Genomic DNA, 24,967 nt, shown 5'->3' on the forward strand with positions numbered 1-24,967 from the left:
GGCATCCGGCTTCGTCAACCCCCCTGCGGATCCCGCGCGTCTGTCCGACCCTGTACAGGATGGAAGGGGTCGACCATGTCGGACGATCGAGAACGACCGCAGGGCGAGGTCAACGCGAACCCGATCGGCGGGTGGGAGGACGGTCGCACGGCCGATTCGACGACCGAGGAGTCAGGCGCCGCTGCGGCGGGATACGGTGTGCCCGGTCCGATCGAGGTCCCGCCGGTGGAAGGCTCGATGACCGACGCGGATCCCGACCTGGTCGCCGATGCGGATCTCGAGCAGGGCCGGGCGCCGGATCCCGCGGTCGATGCCGCCGAGCACGTACGACAGGTAGGCGGAGTCTGATGTCGGGCACGAGCAACGAATACGAGAACCCCGGCGGGAATCTGCCCGACCGCGGTGATGCCGACGGAGCGCCTCCGGCATCCGTGGCTGCGGAGTCGAGGCGAGACGACACGCCCTCACCCGCGGCTGCGGAACCGAGTCACGAAGCCGTGGGCCTCGGGGTGGTGGACTCATCCGAAGGCACTGATCATCACGGTCAGGATGAGGGTCGCGACACACTCTCGGTCGGCGAAGCGCAGCGGTTGCCGGGTGGCCTCGGCACCGAGCAGGAGCAGCGACTGCCCGGGATGGCGCAGAACGACGCATCGGCGATCGACAAGGTGGCGGGGATCGTCGCTCAGACCCGGGCTGACGTCGGGACGGAATCGCTCGATCGCATCGCGGACGTGCTCCGTCAGCGACTGACGCAATCGGGCATCGACCTTCCCGACGCCGACGTGGAGGAACTCGCGCGGCAGGTCTCGACGGGGGACGCGCGCAGTCCTGAGGAGTCTTGATCGGCCTCGCGTAGGTCAGGTGCAGACGGCGGCGGCGCCCGCAAGCTCGAGATTGACTCCGATCGGACGAGGCCACGCGGCCACGGGGCGAGGGGTTCGAACCTGGTGCATCGACGGGGCGACGGCTTCTCGGCGGTCCCGGATCGACCTGGAGATCGCGAGCTCACGCGCTCGTGTCTCTGTGTCATGACGGAACAGCGTTTCAGCGGCCGTGACGGTAGAGAGCATGATTCCTCCGTAGGTTCCGATGGTCAGAACGTACGCCGGGGCTCCGACATTGCCGCCCGGCTCCGATCTGGCAGGAATCATCGCCGGCGAGACCGTTTTCCGTCGTTCAGCAGGATCGTGGGTGGCTTGCGCCGTGCGGGTCCGCGTCACGCAGCGCCGGGCTGATCGCGCAGCCCCACGCGGTCGGGGATCTCGAACTGCACCTGTCGCAGCCACGCCAGATCCGGCCATGGTCGCGACGTGGGGAGTGCGCGCAGCCGGGCGCGCAGCGCGGCGCCCGACGCCTCGACCGGAAGGACGCGAGACGGGGCACGGTGGGCGAGAACCCCCAGCCACCAGTGGCGCCACGTGCCCTCGATGTTCTCCGGGCCCGCGACGAGGTAGTAGTCCGGCATCACCGCAGCGTGAGCGTCGAAGAGCCCGAGCAGGTTCTCGACCTCGAGCTCGAGGGTGCCGAGGGTTGCCCGCTCCTCGTAAAGCTCGACCCACGCCGCCGCGACATGTTCCAGCGGGTCGGCGTCGTGCACCACATAAGGGGTCGAGACAGCCGTCAGCCTGCGGGCCGCGGCGGCCGGTTCGGCCTGCCGAAGCGAGAGGGCGACAAGGGCGGGGACATCGCTCAGACCCGAGAGGAGGGCGTCGCTGTCCTCGCCGACGAGGGCTACTACCGTCGACCGTGGTGCGGTGTCGTGGGATGACGCCATATTCGACGATACTTCCCCACGGGCCGGCTCGGGGCGAGATTCGCCGGCGATGCGGTTCTTCGCGGGCGTGCGCTCGCTCTCGCGGGCGCCGCGTCAGGTCTCGCGCAGGAAGGCTTCGATCTCCCGCGCGGCGGGCGCGGCATCCCGGATCATCGTCTCGTGACCGTGCCCCGCGATCTCCACCGACCGGGCTCCGGGGATCGTCGCGGTCACGAACGCACACCACTCGCGCGAGGCCACGCAGTCCTGCTCGCCGCGCAGCACCAGCTCGGCGAGGGGCATCAGTGCGACGACCCCTGCGCGTTGAATCGAACGGTGCGGGCCGTGCCGCGGCATCCGCAAACCCACCACCGAGGCCTGCGGTCCGATGCGCGAACCTCCGCAGGCCTCGCCGACGATGTCGGAGGTCGCGCATACCGTGAGGGGCATGCGGATCCTGCATACCTCGGACTGGCACATCGGCCGGTCCTTCCACGGACACTCCACGCTCGATGCGCTGCGCGGTGTCCTCGAGGCGATGACTCAGCAGGTCCGCGACCGCGGAGTCGACGTCGTGATCGTCGCGGGCGACGTCTTCGACTCGGCCGTTCCGGCGGCGGGCTGCTACACGCTCCTCTCCGAGACTCTTCGCGGGCTGGCCGACACCGGCGCGCACGTGATCGTGACGAGCGGCAACCACGACTCCTCGGCGCGCCTCGGCTTCCAGTCCGCGCTCCTGCGCGACGGCATCCATGTCGTGACCGACCCGCTCAGCATCGGCACCCCCATCACGATCACCGACGAGCACGGGCCGGTGCACTTCTACGGCATCCCGTACCTCGAGCCGGCGATGGTGCGTCCGCTGTGGGCGGGCGCCGACCTGCGAACCCAGCAGCAGTGCGTCTCCCACGCGACGGGGCTCATCCGCTCCGACCTCGCGGTGCGCGGTGGCCGGGCGGTCGGGGTCGCGCACTGCTTCGCCGGCGCCGTCGTGCCCACGCCCGGCGTAGAGCGCGACATCCAGCAGGGTGGACTCGACATCGTCCCGCTGTCGACATTCGACGGCCTCGACTATGTGGCGCTGGGCCACATCCACGGCGGGCAGAAGCTCTCCGACAACGTCCGGTACTCCGGCGCGCCGCTGCACTATTCGTTCGGCGAGGGCGCGAAGCCCCGCGGGTCGTGGCTCGTCGAGATGGATGCCGACGGCTTCGCCGGGGCGCAATGGCTCGACCTGCCGATCCCGCGCCGTCTGGTGAAGCTGACCGCATCCCTGGAAGAACTGCTGACCTCGCCGGATTTCGCCGGATTCGAAGACGCCTGGGTGAGTGCTCAGTACACGGATGCTTCGCCGCAGCGCGATCCGATGCGCCGACTGCAGCAGCGCTTCGCGTTCTGCGCGACGGTCGCGCACACGCCGGGCGTCGTGCGCGAACACGACGGGCTCAGCTACGCCTCGCGCGTGCGACAGGCGAAAGGCGATGATCATGACCTGGTCGACGGCTTCCTCGCCCATGTGCGCAATGGGGTCGGCGCCACGCGGGCTGAGAGCGAGATCGTCCGAGAGGTCATCGCCGAGCACGCCGCTGCGGTGCCCGCAGGCTCAGCAGGAGTCGTCGAGAAAGCCGAGGCGTCCGCGTGAAGCTGCACCGCCTGGAGCTCGAGGGATTCGGGCCGTTCCGCGAGCGGCAGACGATCGACTTCGACCTCTTCGATGCGCACGGGCTGTTCCTCATCTCGGGCCGCACCGGCGCAGGCAAGTCGAGCATCCTGGACGGCGTCTGCTACGCGCTGTACGGCACGGCGCCGCGTTACGACGGCGGCGACCGCGGCCTGCGAAGCGACCACTGCGACCCCGACGAGCCCACCGAGGTGCGGCTCGAGTTCACGGCCGGCGGACATCGCTGGCGAGTGACCCGTTCACCCGAATACGACCGCCCCAAGGCGCGCGGCGACGGCATGACGACCCAGAAGTCGGCTGTTCTCGTCGAGCAGCTGGCGGGTGGCGAGTGGACCGGCCGCACCACGAGGCACCGTGAGGCCGGCGACCTGCTCGACGAGATCCTGGGGTTGAATCGCGACCAGTTCCAGCAGGTCATCCTGCTAGCCCAGAACCGGTTCGCCGAGTTCCTCCTGGCGCGCAACGACGACCGGCAGGCGCTGCTGCGGACGCTCTTCGGCACGCGGCGATACGAAGAGTACGAGAAGGCGTTCGAACAGCGTCGCCGCACGGCGCAGCTGGTGCTCGACGCCGACCGTGCGCTGCTGCACTCACAGCTCGACAACGCCGAGTCGATCGTCGCCGACAACAACCTCGCCGGCGCGTCCGGTGATAGCGCGGCCGCCGAAGACAGCGACCCGCCCGCGCTCGTCGACAGCGACGCAGATCGGCTGAGCGCGGTGCAGCGGGCCGTTCCCCGTGCGCGATACCGCGCCGACGAATCCGCGCGGCGGCGGGGTGAGGCCGAAGACGAGCACGACGCGGCGCTCGCGGCATTCGGCGCACGAAGCGTCCTGCGCAAGCGCCAGGAGGAACGGCTCGCGTCGCGGCTCGCGCTCTCCGCCCTCGAGGCCCGGGGGCTCGATACGGCCGCTGATCGCATGCGGCTCGATCGTGCGCGCTCCGCAGAGGCGCTGCGCGCACCCGTCGAGTCGGCCGCCCACGCCCGCACGGTCGCGGCGCGCGCGGCCGAGATCGAAGGGGCGGCGCGCGCTGCATGGATCGCCGCCGGCGGGGCGGATGCCGACTCCTCCGCCCTCCGGACCCTCGTCGACGCGATCGCGGGCGATCTCGCCGTCTGGGCGAACGCCGCCGCCACCGAGAGGACGCTGCCGGCCCTCGAATCGGCCCGCGCTCGCGCCGACGAGAGCGTTGCTGCGCTCGAGACCGCGCTCTCCGCGCTCGGCGCAGGTCGTGCAGCGAGAGCGGCGCGGATCGCCGTGATCGAACCCGAACTCGCCGATGCGGAGGCCGCGGCACCCGCGCTCGATCCGGCGCGCGAGCTTCTCGAAAGTGCGGTCACGCGCCTCGCCGCGGGGCAGGACGCCGAGCGCCTCTCGCAGGTCGCCCGCACCGCAGAGGTCGCGCACCTCTCCGCTGTCGCCGACCTCGAGCTGGCATCCGCCGCGGTGCGGAACCTTCTGGAGCGCCGCCTCGACGGGTTCGCGGGCGAACTCGCGGACGGACTCACCGACGGCGAGCCGTGTCCGGTGTGCGGTTCGGTCGAGCACCCGCACCTGGCAGCGGCGGCCGCGGAGCCCATCACGGATGACGCGATCGCCCTGGCCGAAGCCGCCCTGGACGCCGCGAATCGCGCCGCATCCGTGGCCTCGGCGAAGGCGCGCACGGCGCGAGCAGCGCACGCGGACGCCGCGGCGCGCGCCGGTGGTCAGACACTGCCACGGCTCGAAGCGGCGCACTCCGAAGCCGAGGAGCGGCTGAAGAGGGCCGTAGCTGCGGCGGACGCGATCGCGCGACACAAACGCGAGCTGCGCGATCTGCGCGAGACCGATGCCTCCGCAGGCCGAGAACGCGAGATCCTCGCCTCACGCCTGTCGGACGAGCGCGAAGCCCGCGCCGAGACGATCCAGCGGCTGAACGCCGCGCATGAGGCCGTCGACGCGGCACGCGGATCCTTCGCCGCAGTCGCGGATCGGATCGCCTCGGCGAAGCATCGCCGCGACATGGCGCGGACTCTTGCGGATGCCGCGGACGATCGGGCACGCGGCGAGGCAGCCGCCGCGGAGGCCGAGATCGATCGAGACGAGCGGCTCACCGGGTCCGACTTCGCGGATGCCGCGGCCGCCGTGGAGGCGATGCTCGACCCCGCCGCCCAGCAGCTGCTCGCAGAGCGCGTTCGCACGCACGAGGTCGCGCTCACGACAGAGCGCGAGCGGCTGCTCGCGCTCGAGACCGAGCTCGCCGGGGCGCCCGACGAGCTGGTGGACCTGGACGAGGCCGCGGCGACGGCATCCCTCGCCCGCGAAACGTGGAATGCTGCGGTCGCGACCGCCGCCCGAGACGCGGAGGTGGCGGCCCAGCTGGCGGATGCCGCCTCCCGCGCGGCGACCGCACACGTCGCCGCCCAGGACCGCCAAGCCGAATGCCGACTCATCGTCGGCCTCGCCGACGCCGTGGCCGGCCGCAACGACAGCCGCATGGACCTCGAGACCTTCGTCCTTGCCGCCGAGCTCGAAGAGATCGTCCAGGCCGCGAACCTGCGGCTCGAGGCGATGTCCTCGGGCCGGTATCTGCTGCAGCACACAGACGCCGTCGGGGCACGAAAGGTGGCGTCGGGGCTCGGCATCGCCGTCTTCGACGCCTACACCGGCCAGGCGCGACCCGCGCAGTCGCTCTCGGGCGGTGAGACCTTCCTCGCCTCGCTCGCGCTGGCGCTGGGCTTGGCCGAAGTGGTGACGGCCCGGGCCGGCGGCGTCCGCCTGGACACGCTGTTCATCGACGAAGGATTCGGCTCCCTCGACGAGCAGAGCCTCGACCTGGCGATGCGCACCCTCGACGAATTGCGTCAGGGCGGGCGCACCGTCGGCCTGATCAGCCACGTCGCGGCGATGAAGGAGCAGCTGCCCGCGCAGCTGGTGGTCGAGCCGACTTCGCAGGGTCCGAGCGTCATTCGCCAGGATGCCGGGGTGCCCGCCTGATCGACGTACGTGCGACGCCGAGGGCACCATTGCCGGGCACGATACACGGGTGTATCGTTCGCCCCAGGTCGCTCCGGGGAGGCTGACCCGCTCACCCACTCGGGCGACCCTGCCGCGGTCCCGTGCCGCGACCGCTCCATCACAACGTCGTCAGGAGTCCTCGCATGCGCATGTCCAACAGGGTGCGGCGCACCCTTGCCGCCCTCGCCGCGGCTGCCCTCGTCGCCATCGGCAGCGTCTCCGGAGCCGCTGCGGCCAACGCCGCCCCTCTGCCGGCGCCGGCATCCATCACACGCATGGCTGCCCTCGGTGATTCGATCTCCCAGGCACTGATGACCTGCAGCAGCCTCTCGGGCTGTCCTGTCAACAGCTGGTCGACCGGGTCGACGGCATCCGTCAACTCGCATCTGCTGCGGCTCAAGGCGGCGGGCGCGACGTCGATCGTCGGCTACAACGATGCGGTGACCGGCTCGCAGTCCAGTGCGCTGGACGGGCAGGCTCGGAATGCTGTGTCGTCGACGCAGGCCGCGCAGTACGTGACGATCGAGATCGGCGCCAACGACGCGTGCACCAGAACGGTCGCCGCGATGACTCCCACGGCGACGTTCAAGGCGAACGTGCAAGCCGCGCTCACCACGCTCAATTCCGTGAAGAACCCTCCGCAGGTGTTCGTGGCCAGCGTGCCCAGCCTGCAGCGGCTCTACGACGTCAACAAGTCGAGTCTGAGCGCCCGGTTCACGTGGAGTCTGCTCGGTATCTGCCAGTCGATGCTGGCGAACCCCACGAGCACGCGCGCGGCCGACGTCCAGCGTCGAGCCGCGGTGCAGCAGCGCGTGAACGAGTACAACCAGGCTCTCTCCGATGTGTGCACCCCGGCGATGAACTGCCTCTACGACGGTGGGGCAATCGCGAACTACGCCTTCGCGAGGTCGGACATCTCGACGCGTGACTACTTCCACCCATCCCTCAGCGGGCAGGCCAACATCGCAGCGGTGACCTGGCCGAAGACGCAGTGGGGCTCTTGAGCCGCTGAGAGCGGGGATCCGCGACCGCGCGTCGCGGCATCTGCCGCATTTAGGCTTGTCTCGTGAATAAGAGCACTGTCTGGACCGTCATCGGCGTCATCGCGGCGATCGCCATCGCCTGGGTGCTCGTGAGCGTGCTGTTCTCGGTGCTGTGGTTCATCGCCAAGCTGGTCGTCGTCGCGATCGTCGCAGCCGTCGTCTTCGTCGTGCTGCGCAACGTGTTCTCGCGCAGCGACGCCGGCGACGAGTGATCCGCCGTCAGACCCCGTAGTCCGCAAGGAAGCGCTCGCGCAGCTGCGCGCTGCACGCGGCGACGGTCGCGCGCCAGTCGGTGAGCGCGTCGTCCTGAGCGCGGTCCGACACGGACTTGAGCACGCGGATCGGAACCCGGAACTGCTCGGCGACCCACGCGTACGCGAAGGTCTCCATGTCGACGAGGCCGGCGCCGAGAGGACGGATGACCGCTACCGCATCGGAGTCGTCGACGAAGTGATCGCCCGTGGCGATCGTGACACCGCCGCGCCCGAACTCGACACGCGGCGGGAGGGACACGTGCTGACCCACGATGCCGTCGATGTCGGTGACGTCGTGCTGGATCGCCGCGGTGACCTCGTACACGAGAGCGTCGAGCCGGGGATCGATCGCGCCCGCCGTGCCGACCACGACGATCTCGTCGTATTCCGTGGCGTCGAGGGCGCGAGTGAGAGCGTGGGCGGCCTGAAGCTTGCCGGGTCCGGTCACCAGCCGGTCGAAGCCGGCGAGGTCGGTCGGGAAGGCGACGAGTTCGGCCTCGAGGGCGGCGACTAGGAGCTTCACGGTCCTATTCTCCCAGGGCGGGTTCGCGCTCAGCCTCGGAGGCGGAGCGGCCCGAGGACGGGACGCCGCCCGTCGCGCGTCCATCGGGCGCCGCTCTCGCGCAGCTGCGCGCGGGTCGTGAACCGATAGCGGTACGCGACCGCACGAATCCACACCGGCGGTGCCCCACCGAACGGATCGTCGGCGAGCAGCCGCAGCGTCGCGGAGTCCGCCTCGAGCAGCTTCACGAGGAAGGCCGTGAACCAGTCGTCGAGCGAATGCCCGAGCGGCAGGAACCACATCAGCCAATCGAGTCTCAGATGGTAGGGCGCGAACTGGCGGGGGATGCGGTTCACATCGCCGGGCTTGCCCTTGAACCCGTACTCATGCCAGGTCCCGGCATCCGGATCCTCGTCCGTCGTTCCCTCGACGACGATCTCTATGCGCTCCTTGGTGACGGTGCCGAAGGCGCCGTAGGCGTTCGCGAGCTGCCACCGGTTGAAGCTCGCGTTCATGAGCTGCCGGTGGGCGAAGAGATTCCGGATGGGCTGCCAGCTCAGCACGACGTAGAGCGCGCCGAGCACCGTGGTGGCGATGAGCCACGGGAGCGGGATGCCGTCGATCAGCCATGGCGGGGCATCGACGGGTTCCGCGATCGGCCTCTCGCCCAGTCGCAGGCCGGGGAGCCCGATCGCCGAGAAGGCGAGCACGATCGTCGCCCAGTTGAGCCACGCGAAGTTGCCGGTCGCGACGAGCCACAGCTGGGTGCCGATCACGATCGCGGCGGCGAACGCCCCGATGATCGCCGGCACGGGCCCGGGCACCCCGAGTCCGAGCAGCGGCGCGAACAGGAACCAGGGCACCACCAGCTGCGCGAAATGGTTGCCGACGACTTCGAGCTTGTGGAACCAGCGAGGCAGCAGATGCGCCTGCCGGCTCAGCGGTCCCGGCATCGGCTGCGTCTCGTGGTGGAAGGTGAGCGCGGTGAGATCGCGCCATTCGCGTCCGCCGCGGATCTTGATCATCCCGGCGCCGAACTCGAGGCGGAACACCAGCCACCAGAACGGCACGATCACGACGGTCGACGGCGGCTGATCGTCCGATCCGAGGAACGCCGCGAGGAATCCCGCCTCGAGCAGCAGGATCTCCCACCCGAACGAGTAGAACGTCTGCCCGACGCTGACGATCGACATGTAGCCGACCCAGAGCAGCAGGAAGCAGAGCATCGGCACCCACGGCGGGGCGAGTTGAGGGATGCCGGCCACGAGCGCCGCCGCGATCGCGATGCCGGCGATGCACAGAGCGACCAGGCGCCGATCGGAGTAAGTCGCGAAGCGGAACACGGTCGGATGCAGCATCCGGCGCGCGCGCTTCGACGACCGCGCCCAGCTCAGGAGCTCCGGCACGGGCAGCAGCCCGCGTTCGCCCAGCAGCGCCGGGAACTGGTTCAGCGACGAGGTGAACGCGACGATGTACAGCGCCGCGATGCCGCGCTGAAGCACCTGCCGAGCGAACTCGAAGTCGACCGCAGCGAAGCCGTGCATGGCGTCACGTCTCGAACAGATCCGAGGGCTCGACGCGCACGTTCGCCGTATCGCGCAGCGCCTGCCGCGCGGCATACCACCCCGGCATGCCCGTGACGCCCGGGCCGGGCGGAGTCGCCGCGGACGCGAGGTACACGCCGCGCAGGGGAGTGCGCCACGGGGTCCGCGAGACGACGGGCCGGCGGAATGCCTGCGCGAAGCTGAAGGCTCCGCCCAGGATGTCCCCGCCGACGTCGGCGGGGTTGAAAGCGGGTCGCTCTGCGGCGGTCATCGCGCGCGAGGCGAGGATGCGGTCGCGGAAGCCCGGGGCGAACCGTTCGACCTGGCGCGTGACCAGGTCTGTCGGATCGAGCGTGGAGTACGCGGGCACGTGCATGTAGGCCCACAGCACGTGATGTCCCGCAGGGGCGCGGGTGTCGTCGAGCACGGACGGCTGGACGGCCAGGACGTAGGGGCGATCCGTCAACGTGCCACGTGCGACCGCGTTCTCACTCGCCTCGATCTCCGCGCGCGTGCCGCCCAGGTGCACGGTCGGAGAGAGTGCGACATCCGGATTCGCCCAGGGGATGGGTCCATGCAGCGCGAAGTCCACCTTCGCGGCCGCCGGGCCGTATGCGTACCGGCGGATGGCTCGTGCGTACGCCGCCGGGAGGGCGGGGTGGGTGAGCACGAGGCGAGGCGAGGTGTCCAGCAGCAGCAGGTCACCGGCATCCGGGTCGCCCCAGTCGAGCTCGGCGAGCGACGTCACCTCGCGATCCGTCCGGACCTCTGCCCCGTGCGCCCGCAGGTCGTCGAGGAGCGCGTCGGAGATGCGCTGGGCGCCGCCGCGCGGGTAGGCCCAGCCGTCTCCGGCGTGTGCGTGGGCGGCGAGGAAGAGACCGGATGCCGCGCCACCGACCGACGGGAGGCTCGTGTTGGCATGCGCGAACACGCCGGTGAGCAGGGCCGAAGCCTCATCCGTCGAGAACGTGCCGCCGCCCAGGCGCGTCCCCAGCTGGAGCGCACGCAATCCGAACCGGATGGTCGTGACGGGATGCCGCGGCACGCGCAGCAGCTGTGATCCGGTGAAGTCCACGACGTTGTCGAGGTGCGCGCTGAGCGGGCGGATCACCGCGCGCCACGCTCTGCCGTCGCGGCCCAGACCCGCGGCGGTCCGCTCGAGGTCTCGCCATGCGATCGCGGCCCGTCCGCCGTCGAGGGGATGGGCATAGCTGACGTCGGGCGAGATCCACTCGATGCGCTCACGCAGTCCGAACGCGCGGAAGAACGGCGATGAGAGCGCAGCGGGATGCACCGCCGATCCCACGTCGTGGTGGAACCCGGGAAGCGTGAGCTCGGCCGTCCGCGCCCCGCCGCCGAGCGTGTCGGACGCCTCGAGGATCCGAACGGCGAATCCGGCACGGGCGAGGGCGACAGCGGCCGAGAGTCCATTGGGTCCGCTGCCGACGACCGTCGCCTGCCTCGCCATGGCCCCATCCTGCCACCGCAGGGTCGCCCACCGCCTGCGGGGTACGGCCGCCGGGCCCGGTCGCCTCCGCGGGGGTCAGTCGTCGACGAGCTCGGGCAGCGCGGCCTTCAGCTCGGCGAGCCAGACGCGCGCATTGCCGTCGGATGGCGCACGCCAGTCCCCCCGCGGCGACAGCGACCCGGCGGCCGAGACCTTCGGACCGTTCGGGATCGCCGAGCGCTTGAACTGCGCGAAGGCGAAGTAGCGCCGCAGGAACACCTGCAGCCATTTCACGACGGTCGGCAGGTCGTAGGCGTAGCGGTCGTGGTCGGGGAAGCCGGGAGGCCAGGCTCCGACGTCCTTCTCGGCCCACGCGTGCCACGCGAGATACGCGATCTTCGACGGTCGGAACCCGCAGCGCAGCACATGGAAGAGCGCGAAGTCGTGCAGTGCGTACGGGCCGACCCGGTCCTCGGTCGACTCCGCTGCGCTGCCGTCCTGCCCCATCGGCACGAGCTCGGGCGTTATCTCGGTGTCGAGCACCGACTGCAGCACGGTCGCCTCGGCGTCGTCGACACCCTCACGGTGCGAGATCACCCAGCGGATGAGGTGCTGGATGAGGGTCTTCGGCACTCCCGTGTTGACGGCGTAGTGGCTCATGTGGTCGCCGACCCCGTAGGTAGACCAGCCGAGGGCCAGTTCCGACAGGTCGGACGTGCCGATCACCATCCCGCCGTGCTGATTGGCGAGGCGGAACAGCAGGTCGGTGCGGGCACCGGCCTGCACATTCTCGAACGTGATGTCGTACACCGGATGACCGTCGCTGTACGGATGGTCGATGGCCTCGAGCAGCTGCGTCGCGACGGGACGGATGTCGATCGTCTCGATCGTCGCACCCACCGACTCGGCGAGTGCCAGCGCGTTCGCCTTGGTGCGCTCCGAGGTCGCGAACCCGGGCATCGTATAGGCGAGGATGTCGCTGCGCGGCCGGCCGAGTCGGTCCATGGCCCGCGCGACGACGAGCAGCGCGTGAGTGGAGTCCAGGCCCCCGCTGACGCCGATGACGGGCTTCGGCGCGCCGATGGCGTTCATGCGCTGGACGAGTCCGGAGACCTGGATGTTGAAGGCCTCGTAGCAGTCCTGGGCGAGGCGGTCCTCGTCGTCGGGCACGAACGGGAACCGGTCGAGAGTGCGACGCAGTCCGACGTCGCGCGCCGGCGGGTCGAGCTCGAAGTGGATCGTCCGGAACTCCTGCGCTCCGGGGACCGATTGGATCGTACGGCGGTTGTCGTCGAACGTCCCCTGGCGAAGCCGGTCCTGGCGCAGGCGGTCGAGGTCGACATCCGCCACAGACCGGCGCGGGCCGTCCGGGAAGCGCTTCGTCTCTGCGAGGAGCGCCCCTCCCTCGTAGATCATGGTCTGCCCGTCCCACGACAGGTCGGTTGTCGATTCGCCCATGCCGGCCGCGGCATACGCGTAGGCCGCCAGGCAGCGAAGCGACTGGGACTGGCAGAGATCCTTCCGGTCCTCGGCGCGCGCGATCGTGATGGGACTGCCGCTCAGATTGAGCAGCACGGTCGCCCCGGCCAGCGCGGCCTGCGACGACGGGGGGATCGGCACCCAGACGTCTTCGCACACCTCGGCGTGGACTACGAGACCGGTCACATCGAGGGATTCGAAGAGCAGATCCGGCCCGAACGGTGCCTCGAGGTCGCCCACGCGGATGTCCTCGAGCGCCTGGTCGTCGCCGGGGGCGTACCAGCGGCGCTCGTAGAACTCGCGATACGTGGGCAGGTACGACTTCGGGGCGACCCCGAGCAGTTCACCGCGATGGATGACGACGGCGCAGTTGTAGAGGCGGTTCCGATGGCGCAGCGGGGCGCCGAGCACGAGCATGGAGAAGAGATCGGCGGATGCCTCGACCAGCCGTCCGATCGCGGCCTCGACGGCCTCGAGCACGGCATCCTGCATCACGAGGTCGTCGATCGAGTAGCCGCTCAGGCACAGCTCGGGGAAGACGGCGACGGCGACGGCGTCCGCCGAGCACTCGCGCACGGTCGCGAGAACGACCTCGGCATTGGTGGCCGGATCGGCGATCGAGATCGGAATCGTGCACGCCGCGATGCGTGCGAAGCCATGCCGGTAGGCGCTCTCGAACGGGAGGGCTGTGCTCACGCACTCAGTCTGTCAGGTGGACGATGATCCGGGCGAATGGCGTCGCCGGGCACGCCGTGGAGCACCTTGGTGTCGTACGCCGTCGGTAGAGTCGCCCCTGAAGGGGAGGCATGCGCTACATACCTGAAGACGGCCGGATCGTGTGGAGCGCGAGCGACCTCAAAGCTGCGGCGGAGTGCGAGTTCGCGTGGCTGCGCGCGATCGACGCGCGACTAGGCCGCGTGCCTCCTGTCGAGGAGCCGATCGATCTCACGCTCGAGCGCGCCGGACGCCTCGGCATGGCGCACGAGAGGCGCGTCCTCGCCGCCTACATCGACGAGTTCGGCGGCGGCGTCGTCGAGATCCCCGAGGCGAGGTCGACGGATGCCGCAGCCCTCGCCGATGCGGTGGCGCTTACGGAGAGGGCGCTCGAGTCCGATGCCGACGTGATCTATCAGGCCGCGTTCTCGACCCGCGACTTCGTCGGCTTCGCCGACTTCCTCGTTCGCGAGCCGTCGACCGGCCCCGCGACCGAGCGGCGCTGGATCGTGCAGGACACCAAGCTCGCACGCCATGCTCGAGTGACCGCTCTCATGCAGCTCGCGGCATACGTAGATCAGCTCGATCGTCTCGGCATCCCGCGCTCCGACCGCGTGGAACTGCTCCTCGGGGACGGCAGCGTCAGCGTGCACGCCGTCGACGATCTGCTCCCGGTGTTCCGGCTCCGGCGGGAGCGCCTCGGGGCGCTCATCTCCGACCGCCGCCTCGATCTCGGGGCCGACGGCCCGGCGATCGCCTGGGGCGACCCGCGCGGACCGCTCGCTGTCGTCGCGTGCGGGCGCTGCACGACGTGCGACGCCGAGGTCGTCGCCCAGCGCGACCTGCTGCTCGTCGCGGGCATGCGTCCGGTGCAGCGCGAACGCCTGCGCGCCGCAGGGATCGACACGATCGACTCGCTCGCCACGGCCCCGACGCCGCCCCACGGCATGAACCCCGACACGTTCGAGATGCTGCGGATCCAGGCCCGGTTGCAGCTCGAGAGCCCGGCCGGCACGCCCGCCCTCAATCCGCCGCGTATGTCGACGACGACTGCCGACGCGACGGTCGAAGGACTTCCGCCCATCCCGACCTACGAAGTCGTCGCTCCGAAGACGCTGATCGGTCTCCCCCGCCCCGATCGGGGAGACCTGTTCTTCGACTTCGAAGGCGATCCGCTGCACACCGAGCCGGCTCCCCACGGGCTCGACGCTCCGGCATTGTGGGGCATCGACTACCTGTTCGGCTGGGTCGACGACCGGGAACGGTACACGGCACTGTGGGCGCACTCGTTCGCCCACGAGAAGCGAGCGCTCGAGAGCTTCCTCGACATCGTGAACCTACGCCGGCTGCAGCATCCCGAGATGCACATCTATCACTACGCCCCGTACGAGCCCTCCCACCTTCTCGCGATGGCCGCCCGCCATGGCGTGCGTGAGTCGGATGTCGATCGGCTGCTCAGCGACGGCGTGTTCGTCGATCTGTACCCGATCGTGCGGCGAGCCCTGCGGGTGGGCTCGCGGTCGTACTCGATCAAGAAGCTCGAGCCGCTGTACATGGGCGAACAGACTCGCACGAGCGATGTGCAGAAGGGAGACGACTCGATCGTCCAGTATGTCCAGGCTCGCGCGCTCGCCGACGACGGTCGGCACGACGAGGCGCGGGCGATCCTCGACGACCTCGCGGACTACAACCGCTATGACTGCGTCTCGACTCGCAGACTGCGTGACTGGCTGGTCGATCGCGCGCGCGATTCGGGGCTGCGGCCGGCCGCCAACCCCGAACCGGGCGAGTCGGCGTACCAGCCCTCGGTGCGCGCGCTCACGCTCGTGTCGCTCTCCCACCAGCACCCGGACGATTCCGACGAGGCCCAGTCGCTGCGGCTCGGAGCGGCCGCGATCGACTACTACCCGCGAGAGGCCAAGAGCTTCTGGGCGGCGCACTTCCTGCGGCTGCGCGAACCCGTCTCGCTGTGGGAGGACACGCGGGATGTGGTGGTGCTCGACTCGCAGCGGTGCCGGATCGTCGAGGACTGGCACCGCGCCGAGGGTCAGCGCACCGAGCGCCGGACGCTCGAGCTGCGCGGTGAGCTCGCACCGGGCACCCGCCTCAGCGAGGGGGCGGACCCGTTCGCTCTCTACGAGCTGCCGGTCTCGTTCCCTTTCGAGGCATCGCCTCGGTGGATCCACGCCGATCATCGGGTCTCCGTGGTGGAAGTCCTCGACGACGGCGCGATCGTCGAGGAGCTCGCCGCCGATGGCGAGACCTGGCAGGAGCTTCCCGTCGCACTCACCCCCGCATCGCCGCCCCGCGCTCTCAATCAGCAGGTAGCCATAGACGCATGGGCGGATGCCGTCATCGCGGCGGCCCCGCAGCTGCCCGAAGACCCCGCGACCGACATCCTGCGCCGCATGCCGCCGCGCACGCGCGCGGGCGCTCTGCCGGCATCCACCGGCGACGACGTCGACGCCATCGTGCGGGCGGTCGCCGACCTCGACCACAGCTACCTCGCGGTGCAGGGCCCTCCTGGCACGGGCAAGACGTACGTCGGATCGCACGTGATCGCCCGGCTCGTCCGCGAACGCGGCTACAAGGTGGGGGTCGTCGCCCAGTCGCATGCGGTCGTCGAGAACATGCTCGACCGGGTCGTCGACGCCGGCATCCCTCGTGAGCAGGTGGCCAAGGCGCCGAAGGATCCGGCGGCCCATGTCTCGTTCACCTCGATCGCCAAGAACGGCATGGCGGGGTTCACGGCTGAGCATGCGTCGGGGTTCGTCGTCGGCGGCACCGCGTGGGACTTCAGCCACGAGGGCCGCATCCCTCGGGGCAGCCTCGATCTGCTCGTCATCGACGAGGCCGGCCAGTTCTCGCTCGCGTCGACGATCGCGGTGTCGCTCGCATCGCCGCGGCTGCTGCTGCTGGGCGACCCGCAGCAGCTGCCGCAGGTGAGTCAAGGCACGCATCCCGAGCCCGTCGATACGTCCGCACTCGGCTGGGTGATGGATGGCGAAGACGTCATCTCGCCGGAGTACGGCTACTTCCTCGCTCGCACCTGGCGCATGCATCCGGCCGTCGCCGGGCCGGTGTCGCGGCTGTCGTACAGCGGCGAGCTCGCCGCGCATCCGGCGACGGCGCTGCGCGAACTCGAAGGCGTGGCGCCCGGCGTGCACCCGATCGAGGTGCGCCACCACGGCAATGCGACGCAGTCGCCCGAAGAGGCCGCGCTCGTCGTCGACATCGTGCGCGATCTCGTCGGGCGGGCGTGGTCCGACATCCGGATCGGCGAACTCGGTGAGGCCACCCGGCTTCCGCCGCGCCCGCTCACGCAGACCGACGTGATCGTGGTGACCCCGTACAACGCCCAGCAGGTCACTGTCGAGGAGGCGCTCACGGCCGCAGGATTCGGGGCGGTGCCGGTAGGCACCGTCGACAAGTTCCAGGGACAGGAGGCCGCGGTGGCGATCGTCTCGCTCGCGGCGTCGTCGGGTCGCGACGCTCCTCGGGGACTGGAGTTCCTGCTCCTGCGCAACCGGCTGAACGTCGCCATCTCGCGTGCGATGCACACGGCGTACCTGATCCACTCGCCGGGTCTGCTCGATGATCTTCCCCGCACGCCCGAGGGAGTCGCCCGTCTGAGCGGATTCGCCCGTCTGGTCGGTCGGGACTGACGGACGTGACACCGGCCATCTCGCCCGGCCGCGCGCCGCCCGCGTAGACTCGCGACACGGTCGAGGGAGGAGGCGCACCATGCCAGACGAGCCGCCCCGGCAATTCGAGATCGATCTGCCTCCCGAGCTGATCGGCGGGGCCTATGCCGACTTCGCGAACGTGTGGCATACCCCCACTGTCTTCGTGATGGACTTCCTGACCCTCGCGCAGCCACCGCGTGAGCAGGTGGATGCCGAGACCGGCGATCTGCACACGGTCGTGCCGGCCCGGGTCGTGGGCCGAATCCGGATCCCGCCCGAGCAGGTGTTCGAATTGGCCAAAGCACTGACCCAGCAGCTCGAGTTCTGGGAACAGGAGACCGGTCGCCGCGCGCCCGGCGACCCCATCCTGCCCGACTGATCATCGCCGACTAGACGGAGCGGTCTGCCCTGTCAACCCCTTTGGACAGGTCTGCGCGTCGACGTAGCCTTTCCCTGCGTCTTCCAGGCGCGGGGCGGTGCTCGTTCGGCGAGGGGCGAGCGCCGCCCCTTCTCGCCTGTCCGCGCTGTATCAGCGCACGCACGCCTTCCTCTGAGTGGGGGAAGGGAAGTGCGACATGACCGCGATCGAGCAGGGCGCATCCGCAGGTGACGTGACCGAGGCGGATGCCGTGCAGTCGCGCACGCGCGGGATCGTGTTCTGGATCGTCCGGTACCTGCCTGCCGAGATCGTCGGCACGGCCGCGATGATCCTCGCCGGCATCGCCGTCACCATCTGGACCGACAGCCCGGCCGTCATCGCCCTGGCAGCCCTTCTCGGCGAGATCGTCGGGTTCTACACCGTGCTCGCCGTGACCATCTACGCCGAGCAGCTTCAGGTGACGCCCGCCTGGCGAACGGCGATCGCTCGCACCGGACTGCTCCTGTTGGCCGAATTCGGCGTCGCCGAGGTGCTCGACACGGTGCTCATCCGTCCGGCCGCGCTCATGCTCGGCATCTGGCTGCTGCCCGACCCGGTGTGGGGGCTGCTCGCCGGCAAGGTCGCCGCCGACATCGTCTTCTACTCCATCGCGGCCGGCGCGTTCACACTCACCGTCAAGGCAGGTCTGCGTGACGGCCACCGCAGCGAGGAGCGGGTCGGATGAGCGCCGAACCGAGGGCGCTCGACGCGCGAGCGACGCGGACCCTCACCGATCTTCGCCGGGCCGAGACATCCGCCCTGCTCGCGACGGATGCCGCCCGCGCCGCCATCGCCGTCCACGGCACGCCGGTGATGCTGCTGGATCTCGAGCGGGTGCGCCGCCAGTACCGGCGGCTGCGCAACGCGCTGCCCTTCGTCCGGTTCCACTACGCCGTGAAGGCGCTCGCCCACGACGCCGTCATCGACGCCCTCGCTGAAGCGGGCTGCGGGTTCGATGTGGCGACGGGTGACGAGCTCGCCCTGCTGGGACGCCACGGCGTCAGCGCGGGGCGCGTCATCCACACGCACCCGGTGAAGAAGGCATCCGAGATCGCGGACGCGATCACTGCCGGCGTGCGCACATTCGTGGTCGACAACGACACCGAACTCGAGAAGTTCGCCGATGCTCCTGCCGACGTGCGGATCCTGGTGCGACTGGCCTATCGGAGCCCGCACGCCAAGAGCGATCTGTCAGCCAAGTTCGGCGTCGGCGCGTTCGAGGCGGCGCACCTGGTGGAGCGGGCGAAGCGGCTCGGCATCCGGATCTCTGGATTCAGCTTCCACGTCGGCAGTCAGCTCGACGATCCGCAGCGATTCGCGGATGCCGCGACCGAGACCCTGCAGCTGATGGCCGACCTCGAGAAGAGATTCCGCGTGCGATTCGACACGCTCGATATCGGCGGCGGGTTCCCGATCGCCTACGACTCGCCGGTGGCCTCGGTCGAGCAGATCGCCGCGCTCCTGCGGCCTGTGCTCGAGCCGCACCTGCGGCGACTCGACATCCTCGCCGAGCCCGGGCGCGTGATGGTCGCCGAGGCGATGACCCTCGTCACGAGTGTCGTGGGCATCGCGGAGCGCGCGGACGGCCGCTGGTACCACCTCGACGACGGAGTGTACGGATCGTACTCGAACGTCATGACCGAGGACGTGCACCCGCTGATCTTCGCCGAGCGCGACCTTCGCCGCGCGGGGACGGATGCCGGCTCCCGCCGGTGGGCGACCCTCGCCGGCCCGACGTGCGACTCATCCGATGTGATCGCGCGGGAGGTGACGCTTCCGGAGCTCGCGGTCGGCGACCTGCTCGCGAGCCCGGTCATGGGCGCGTACACGACCGTGACCGCCACTCGATTCAACGGACGTCCGCTCACGCCGATCGCGGTCGTCGGGCAGGGCATGCCGACGGGTGAGGTCGCGGCCGTCCCGGTGGGCGCCGTGCGTCAGACCGTGCCGTAGAGACGATCGCCGGCGTCTCCGAGACCGGGCACGATGTAGCCGCGCTCGTTGAGCCGCTCGTCCAGCGCCCCGAGCACGAGAGTCACATCGCGGCCGGCCACCTGCTTCTCGATGGCAGCGACACCCTCGGGGGCCGCGAGCAGGCAGATCGCGGTGACGTCCTGCGCGCCGCGCTTGAACAGGAACTCGATCGCGGCACCGAGCGACCCGCCGGTCGCGAGCATGGGGTCCAGGACGAAACACTGGCGGTCGCTCAGGTCGTCGGGCAGGCGCTCGGCGTAGGTCGACGGCTCGAGTGTCTCTTCGTTGCGCACCATGCCGAGGAACCCGACCTCGGCGGTCGGGATCAGCTTGACCATGCCTTCGAGCATTCCGAGCCCGGCGCGGAGGATCGGCACCACCAGCGGGCGCGGCTCGCTGATGCGAAGGCCGGTCGTGGTTGTGACCGGCGTGCGGATCTCGACCGTCTCGGTGCGCACCGCGCGGGTCGCCTCGTACGCCAGCAGGGTCACGAGCTCCTCGGCCAGCTGGCGGAACACCGGCGACGACGTGCGCTCGTCGCGCAGGACCGTGAGCTTGTGGGTGATGAGCGGATGATCGGCGACGTGCAGGCGCATACGCACAGGTTAGCCGGGTCGTAGTCTCATGGTGTGCTGACGGACGCCGCCCACCTCGCCGCGATGGACCGCGCACTTGCGCTCGCCGCCGAAGCCGGCGCGGCCGGCGATGTGCCCGTCGGCGCGGTGGTGACGGATGCCGCGGGCACCGTCCTCGGCGAAGGGCGCAACATCCGAGAGCTCACCCAGGATCCCCTCGCGCACGCCGAGGTCGTCGCGATGCGCGAGGCCGCGGCATCCATCGGCTCGTGGAATCTCGAGGGGTGCAGCCTCGTCGTCACGCTGGAACCGTGCCTGATGTGCGCGGGGGCGCTGCTTCAGGCCCGCGTCTCGCGGCTCGTGTTCGGCGCGTGGGACGACAAGGCGGGGGCGGCCGGGTCGGTGTACGACGTGGTCCGGGATCGGCGGCTGCCGTACCGTGCCGAGGTCGTCGCCGGCGTGCGGGCGGATGCCGCGTCCGCCCTGCTGCGGGACTTCTTCGAGTCGCGCCGCTGACCTGCCGCGGCGCCGCTGCCCGGAGTGCCGCCCTTCAGCGCGGCAGGTAGGGAAGGACCTCGGCTCCGAGGTACTCGACGTGGTCGACATCCTGCAGGTCGAGCAGCTGCAGGTACACGCGGTGGATGCCCAGGGCGTCGTAACGCGCCATCCGCTCTGCGATCTCGCCTGGGCCGCCGACGATGTTCACGCCGTCGCGGACCTGATCGAGCGTCCTCCCGGCGCGGACCGCCCGGCGAGCCACCTCGGCGTCGTCGGCGCCCGCGAACGTCGACATCGCGAGCGAGAGCGACAGGGTCGCGGGATCCCGCCCGATCCGCTCGCACGCGGCTTGCGCGCGGGCGACGCGCTCGGGGATCTCCGCCGGCGACGGAAAGCCCAGGTTGAACTCGGTCGCGAAGCGCGCGGCGAGCTGCGGCGTGCGGTGCGGGCCGTTCCCGCCCACGATCACCGGGACCCGCGCCTGCACGGGCTTCGGGAGGGCAGGCGCATCCGCGAGCGAGTAGTGCGCACCCGCGAAACTGTAGGTCTCGCCGACGGGTGTGGACCACAGGCCGGTGATGAGCTCGAGCTGCTCCTCGAGCAGATCGAACCGCTTGGCCGGGAACGGGATGCCGTACGCCAGATGCTCTCGCTCGAACCACCCGGCACCGAGGCCGAGCTCGACGCGTCCCCCCGACATGGCGTCGACCTGGGCCACCTGGATCGCGAGGATTCCCGGCATCCGGAACGTCACGGACGAGACCAGCGTGCCGAGCCGTATCCGCGACGTCTCGCGCGCCAGCCCGGCGAGGGTCGTCCACGCGTCCGTCGGGCCCGGCAGCGCGTCGCCGTCCGAACCCCGCAGATAGTGGTCGGAGCGGAAGAATCCGTCGAAGCCCAGACGCTCACCGGCCTTCGCGAAGGCGAGCTGATCGTCGTAGCTCGCGCCCTGCTGCGGCTCGGTGAACAGGCAGTACTGCATCGCGGACCCTCCGGGTCAGTCGACCGAGCGGATCACGAACTCCTCGGTCGGCGGATTCGAGTCGCTCGCGCGATAGACGTCGGGCTCGAGGTAGATCACGCGGGCGGTCGGAATCGCCTCGCGGATGCGGCTCTCGAGGGTGTCGATGTCGGCGGCCACCGCCGCCAGTGGCCGATCGCTCGCGAAGCCGAGCTTGGCGGCGACGAGGAGCTCGTCGGGTCCGAGATAGAGCGTCTTGATGTGGATGAGCTTCTCGACGGTCGGCGCTGATTCGATGACATCCACGATCCTGCGATGGTCGGCATCCGTCGCCCCCTCGCCGACGAGGAGGCTCTTCGTCTCGATGCCGAGCACGATGGCGATGATGATCAGCAGCGAGCCGATCATGAGGGTGCCGATCGCGTCGAAGATCGGGTTGCCCGTGATCGCCGAGAGGCCGACTCCGAACAGCGCGAAGACCAGGCCGATGAGCGCGCCGACGTCTTCGAGCAGCACGACGGGCAGCTCGGGCGCCTTCGCGTGGCGCACGAAGGAGACCCACGACTGGTCCTTCTCGCGGATGTGGTTGCTCTCTTTGACGGCTGTGCGCAGCGAGAACGATTCGAGCACGATCGCGATGCCGAGGACGGTCAGCGGGATCCAGAGGTTCTCGAGCTGGTGCGGGTGGGTGATCTTCTCGACCCCCTCGTAGATCGAGAACAGGCCGCCGACCGAGAACAGGATGATCGACACGAGGAACGCGTAGATGTAGCGCTCACGGCCGTAGCCGAACGGATGCTGGCTGTCGGCCTTCCGCTTGGCCTGGCGCCCCCCGACCAGCAGCAGCAGCTGGTTGCCGCTGTCGGCGACGGAGTGGATCGCCTCGGCGAGCATCGATGCGGAACCCGACAGCGCCCACGCGATGAACTTGGCGAGGGCGATGCCCATGTTCGCCAAGAACGCCGCGATGATCGCCCTGTTGCCGCCGGATGCACTCATGACATCGATCCTATGGATGCTTCGACTCGCTCACGCTCGCTCAGCACGAGTGCCGCGGCATCCGTTCGAACGACCGGCTCGGGTCAGTCCGCCGATGGGAGGATGATCGTCTCGGTCGGGGGAGCGGGGTCATGGGGGTGTCCGACATAGCCGATCACTTCGAGCAGAGCGTGGCGGAACTCGGCCGGGCGCTCGAGGTGCGGACTGTGGCCGGTGTCATCGAGGGCGAGCTCGGTCACCTCGCCGCCCGCCGCGGTGTAGGCGTCGAGCACGTCACGGGTCTGCGACACCATCTCCTGCGGTGGTGCGACGTCCGCTCCCGGCCAGCCGGGGACGATCCCGAGCTGACCGAGATAGTTGAAGTCGTAGAAGGAGGTGTCCGAGACGATCGCGTCGAGGACGCCGTGGATCCACAGGATGGGCGGCTTCACGTCGAGGTGGACGATACCCGAGACGTCGAAATACCGCGGTGCCATCGAGTTGACCACGCCGATCGCGCCCGGCGCCATGCCCGGCCAATGCTCGCTGGCGACCGAATCGCCGGGGTAGTTGCCTGTGGCGGTGGAGGTGGTCAGCATGGACTCCACCCAGAGGTCCTCATGGGTCGTGGTGTAGGTGGATGCCACGTAGTGCGCGCGGAACACGGTGCGAGGCGATGTCTGCGCCTCGTCGGTCGTGTCGCGGTCGTTGAGGCGCTCGACGAACTCGGGGTTGGCCGTGCCGGCGCCACAGCCCGCATCGTCGTCGGTGAGACGCGAGCCGTCGCGTCGCGTGCCGCCGAAGCCGTACGGCGAAAGCGGCGACTCGAGCGTGAGGCTCAGCACCGGGTGGTCGAGGGCGTACTGCATGATCACGCCGGCGCCCATCGACCAGCCGACGAGATGCGCGGTCGGGATGCCGAGCTGCTCGAGCGTCGCGTACAGGTCGTCACTGAAGTCGCGGACGCCGCGGGTGGCGTCGACCGGCGCGTGCTCGGTGCCGCCATACCCGCGCAGGTCGACCGCGAGGACTCGGAGGTCGTGGGGCAGATCCTGCATCAGCTCCATCCAGAAGAGCGACGACGACACGTTTCCGTGCACCAGCACGACCGTGCGCTCCACCGGTGTCGAGGCGTCGTCGCCCTTTCTTTCGAGCACATTCACGGCCAGTCGCGGCGTCTCGATGACACGGGCGGCGATGCCGTCGAAGAGGGTCATGGCGGGTCCTTCGCTGTCGGCGCGGGGGACTGCTCCGGCCCCCTGTTCCACGACTATATCGCCGCGTCACGACCGGCCGGCAGGTCTCTGCGACCCGCTCGGCTCAGGCATCCGGCATCCCCTCGACAGACTGTCCGGTGTACATGTGATAGGTGGCTTCGGCGGCCCGCGCGGCGGTGTCGGCATCCGCTCCGTCCTCGACGTGCGCCGCCGCCCAGCCGTCTGCTGCGCCTCGCGCGAAACGACGGCCTTCATCGCTCATCATCCAGGCCATGCCCTCTTCCGGGGTGGGCCCATCGCCGGCGCCGCCCAGGTGCAGGGCGAGCCCGAGGAAGCCGGAGTCCCAGCCGATCCCGGTGCCCGACGGCCCGAACTGAGCCCACATCGCGTCGGGGACGTCCGCGACCTTTGCGATGTGCTCGAGCTCCAGCAGCGTCGCTTCGGCCGAGACGGCCTCGAGCCGCACGGTGACCCACGTGTCCGCGCCCCCGCCGTACGCCCACGTGATGCGGTAGTGCGCGGCGCCGCCGGTGGGGGGTGCGCACTCCTGCACTTCGCCGCCTGCGTTGCCCTCGAGCTGGTAGTGCCCGCCGAGGCGCAGTTCTCCGGAGATCGGCAGGAACCACCGGGGTATCCGCTCGGCGGAGGTGATGGCATCCCACACGTCGTCGATCGGCGCCGGAAAGGTCTGCGCGACCGTCTGCACACGGGCTGGTTCGCCGTCGACATCCATCGTCTGCACGCCGCGCGTCACCGCGTCGATCTGGGCATTCACATCAACCATGTCAGTTCTCCTCGTCTTCGGGGGTGGGTTCGGGTTCGGCTTCGGCCTCCGGCCTGTCCGCGGAGGCGGATGCCGGCCCCTCCTCGTCGGCTACTGGCTCCGGCTGCGGGACCAGTCGTCGTGCGCGGCGGCCGCGTGCCAATTCGGTGCCGAGGGCGTCGAGGTGCGGCAGCCAGAACCGCCGGAACGGGTCGAACCACGCGTCCGCCGCCTGGAGGGGAGCGGGGTCGACGGCGTACAGACGGCGGACGCCCTCGGGTCGCACCGTCGCGAATCCCGACTCGCGGAGCACCCGCAGTTGCTGTGAGACGGCAGGCTGCGAGATGCCGAACTCCCGCTCGACGACCGCGCCGATGGCGCCGGCGCTCAGCTCCCCGTCTGCGAGCAGTTCGAGGATCCGGCGGCGGACCGGATCGCCGAGGACGTCCAGCGCATGCATGGCGATATTCTTGCCTGC

At 70.1% G+C, this 24,967-nt stretch carries 23 protein-coding genes; 11 read left to right on the forward strand and 12 right to left on the reverse strand.

The window, feature by feature from the left end:
• Window positions 1–75: 75 nt before the first annotated feature.
• Together ABD212_RS12460 and ABD212_RS12465 are read left to right on the forward strand one after the other, a co-directional pair.
• Window positions 76–348, forward strand: coding sequence for a hypothetical protein (locus tag ABD212_RS12460; protein WP_344095083.1), 273 nt, complete (start codon window positions 76–78; stop codon window positions 346–348).
• Window positions 348–845, forward strand: coding sequence for a hypothetical protein (locus tag ABD212_RS12465; RefSeq protein ID WP_344095085.1), 498 nt, complete (start codon window positions 348–350; stop codon window positions 843–845). Before ABD212_RS12460 ends, ABD212_RS12465 begins: the two co-directional genes overlap by 1 nt.
• Window positions 846–1,219: 374 nt before the next feature.
• On the opposite strand, the gene ABD212_RS12470 is transcribed toward ABD212_RS12465, so the two are convergent.
• Window positions 1,220–1,777 (reverse strand): hypothetical protein, encoded by a 558-nt coding sequence (locus ABD212_RS12470; RefSeq protein ID WP_344095087.1) that lies wholly within the window; start codon window positions 1,775–1,777, stop codon window positions 1,220–1,222.
• Between the two features lie 93 nt (window positions 1,778–1,870).
• Window positions 1,871–2,206: an alpha/beta fold hydrolase gene (locus ABD212_RS12475; RefSeq protein WP_344095089.1), complete on the reverse strand. Its 336-nt coding sequence runs from the start codon at window positions 2,204–2,206 to the stop codon at window positions 1,871–1,873.
• Between ABD212_RS12475 and ABD212_RS12480 the strand changes: the two genes are divergently transcribed.
• The 4 genes from ABD212_RS12480 to ABD212_RS12495 all read left to right on the forward strand — a co-directional run bounded on the left by ABD212_RS12480 (window position 2,205) and on the right by ABD212_RS12495 (window position 7,691).
• Window positions 2,205–3,398 carry an exonuclease SbcCD subunit D gene (locus ABD212_RS12480; RefSeq protein ID WP_344095091.1) on the forward strand — a complete coding sequence of 398 codons (1,194 nt, stop codon included), beginning with the start codon at window positions 2,205–2,207 and terminating at the stop codon, window positions 3,396–3,398. The genes ABD212_RS12475 and ABD212_RS12480 overlap by 2 nt on opposite strands.
• A complete protein-coding gene (locus ABD212_RS12485) occupies window positions 3,395–6,415 on the forward strand; it encodes an AAA family ATPase (RefSeq protein ID WP_344095093.1) in 3,021 nt (1,006 codons plus the stop codon). Before ABD212_RS12480 ends, ABD212_RS12485 begins: the two co-directional genes overlap by 4 nt.
• Before the next feature lie 164 nt (window positions 6,416–6,579).
• Window positions 6,580–7,440: a GDSL-type esterase/lipase family protein gene (locus ABD212_RS12490; RefSeq protein ID WP_344095095.1), complete on the forward strand. Its 861-nt coding sequence runs from the start codon at window positions 6,580–6,582 to the stop codon at window positions 7,438–7,440.
• A gap of 62 nt (window positions 7,441–7,502) precedes the next feature.
• Window positions 7,503–7,691: a hypothetical protein gene (locus tag ABD212_RS12495; protein WP_344095097.1), complete on the forward strand. Its 189-nt coding sequence runs from the start codon at window positions 7,503–7,505 to the stop codon at window positions 7,689–7,691.
• A gap of 7 nt (window positions 7,692–7,698) precedes the next feature.
• Here the strand turns inward: ABD212_RS12495 and ABD212_RS12500 are convergent, their stop codons facing one another.
• The 4 genes from ABD212_RS12500 to ABD212_RS12515 form a co-directional block, all read right to left on the reverse strand.
• Window positions 7,699–8,256: a phosphorylase family protein gene (locus tag ABD212_RS12500; protein WP_344095099.1), complete on the reverse strand. Its 558-nt coding sequence runs from the start codon at window positions 8,254–8,256 to the stop codon at window positions 7,699–7,701.
• A 29-nt stretch (window positions 8,257–8,285) separates the two neighbouring features.
• Entirely contained in the window at window positions 8,286–9,779 is a 1,494-nt protein-coding gene (locus ABD212_RS12505) for a lipase maturation factor family protein (protein ID WP_344095101.1), read from the reverse strand.
• A gap of 4 nt (window positions 9,780–9,783) precedes the next feature.
• A complete protein-coding gene (locus ABD212_RS12510) occupies window positions 9,784–11,247 on the reverse strand; it encodes a phytoene desaturase family protein (protein ID WP_344095103.1) in 1,464 nt (487 codons plus the stop codon).
• Window positions 11,248–11,322: 75 nt separating this feature from the next.
• On the reverse strand, window positions 11,323–13,401 hold the full coding sequence (locus ABD212_RS12515) for an NAD(+) synthase (RefSeq protein WP_344095105.1): 2,079 nt from the start codon (window positions 13,399–13,401) through the stop codon (window positions 11,323–11,325).
• A 110-nt stretch (window positions 13,402–13,511) separates the two neighbouring features.
• Here ABD212_RS12515 and ABD212_RS12520 point away from each other — a divergent pair, with 110 nt between their 5' ends.
• The 4 genes from ABD212_RS12520 (at window position 13,512) to ABD212_RS12535 (ending at window position 19,476) form a co-directional block, all read left to right on the forward strand.
• On the forward strand, window positions 13,512–17,084 hold the full coding sequence (locus ABD212_RS12520) for a TM0106 family RecB-like putative nuclease (RefSeq protein ID WP_344095107.1): 3,573 nt from the start codon (window positions 13,512–13,514) through the stop codon (window positions 17,082–17,084).
• A gap of 79 nt (window positions 17,085–17,163) precedes the next feature.
• Window positions 17,164–17,484: a DUF3467 domain-containing protein gene (locus tag ABD212_RS12525; RefSeq protein WP_344095109.1), complete on the forward strand. Its 321-nt coding sequence runs from the start codon at window positions 17,164–17,166 to the stop codon at window positions 17,482–17,484.
• Window positions 17,485–17,680: 196 nt separating this feature from the next.
• Window positions 17,681–18,208, forward strand: a complete 528-nt coding sequence (locus ABD212_RS12530) for a hypothetical protein (RefSeq protein ID WP_344095111.1) — start codon at window positions 17,681–17,683, stop codon at window positions 18,206–18,208.
• A complete protein-coding gene (locus tag ABD212_RS12535) occupies window positions 18,205–19,476 on the forward strand; it encodes a type III PLP-dependent enzyme (RefSeq protein ID WP_344095113.1) in 1,272 nt (423 codons plus the stop codon). Before ABD212_RS12530 ends, ABD212_RS12535 begins: the two co-directional genes overlap by 4 nt.
• Here the strand turns inward: ABD212_RS12535 and upp are convergent.
• The gene (gene upp / locus ABD212_RS12540; protein ID WP_344095115.1) at window positions 19,461–20,093 is read right to left on the reverse strand and encodes a uracil phosphoribosyltransferase; all 633 of its coding nucleotides are present in this window, start codon (window positions 20,091–20,093) and stop codon (window positions 19,461–19,463) included. The two genes, ABD212_RS12535 and upp, sit on opposite strands and share 16 nt — an antisense overlap.
• 63 nt (window positions 20,094–20,156) lie before the next feature.
• Between upp and ABD212_RS12545 the strand changes: the two genes are divergently transcribed.
• Window positions 20,157–20,588: a nucleoside deaminase gene (locus ABD212_RS12545; RefSeq protein ID WP_344095261.1), complete on the forward strand. Its 432-nt coding sequence runs from the start codon at window positions 20,157–20,159 to the stop codon at window positions 20,586–20,588.
• A gap of 34 nt (window positions 20,589–20,622) precedes the next feature.
• On the opposite strand, the gene ABD212_RS12550 is transcribed toward ABD212_RS12545, so the two are convergent.
• From ABD212_RS12550 to ABD212_RS12570, 5 genes are all read right to left on the reverse strand, one after another.
• Window positions 20,623–21,552, reverse strand: a complete 930-nt coding sequence (locus ABD212_RS12550) for an LLM class F420-dependent oxidoreductase (protein ID WP_344095117.1) — start codon at window positions 21,550–21,552, stop codon at window positions 20,623–20,625.
• Between the two features lie 15 nt (window positions 21,553–21,567).
• On the reverse strand, window positions 21,568–22,530 hold the full coding sequence (locus ABD212_RS12555) for a cation diffusion facilitator family transporter (RefSeq protein WP_344095119.1): 963 nt from the start codon (window positions 22,528–22,530) through the stop codon (window positions 21,568–21,570).
• Window positions 22,531–22,613: 83 nt separating this feature from the next.
• The gene (locus tag ABD212_RS12560) at window positions 22,614–23,726 is read right to left on the reverse strand and encodes an alpha/beta fold hydrolase (RefSeq protein ID WP_344095121.1); all 1,113 of its coding nucleotides are present in this window, start codon (window positions 23,724–23,726) and stop codon (window positions 22,614–22,616) included.
• 103 nt (window positions 23,727–23,829) lie between these two features.
• Window positions 23,830–24,510 (reverse strand): SRPBCC domain-containing protein, encoded by a 681-nt coding sequence (locus ABD212_RS12565; RefSeq protein WP_344095123.1) that lies wholly within the window; start codon window positions 24,508–24,510, stop codon window positions 23,830–23,832.
• Window position 24,511: 1 nt separating this feature from the next.
• Window positions 24,512–24,949, reverse strand: coding sequence for an ArsR/SmtB family transcription factor (locus ABD212_RS12570; RefSeq protein ID WP_344095125.1), 438 nt, complete (start codon window positions 24,947–24,949; stop codon window positions 24,512–24,514).
• Window positions 24,950–24,967 lie beyond the last annotated feature (18 nt).

The organism is Microbacterium deminutum (assembly GCF_039530205.1).
GTDB lineage: Bacteria > Actinomycetota > Actinomycetes > Actinomycetales > Microbacteriaceae > Microbacterium > Microbacterium deminutum.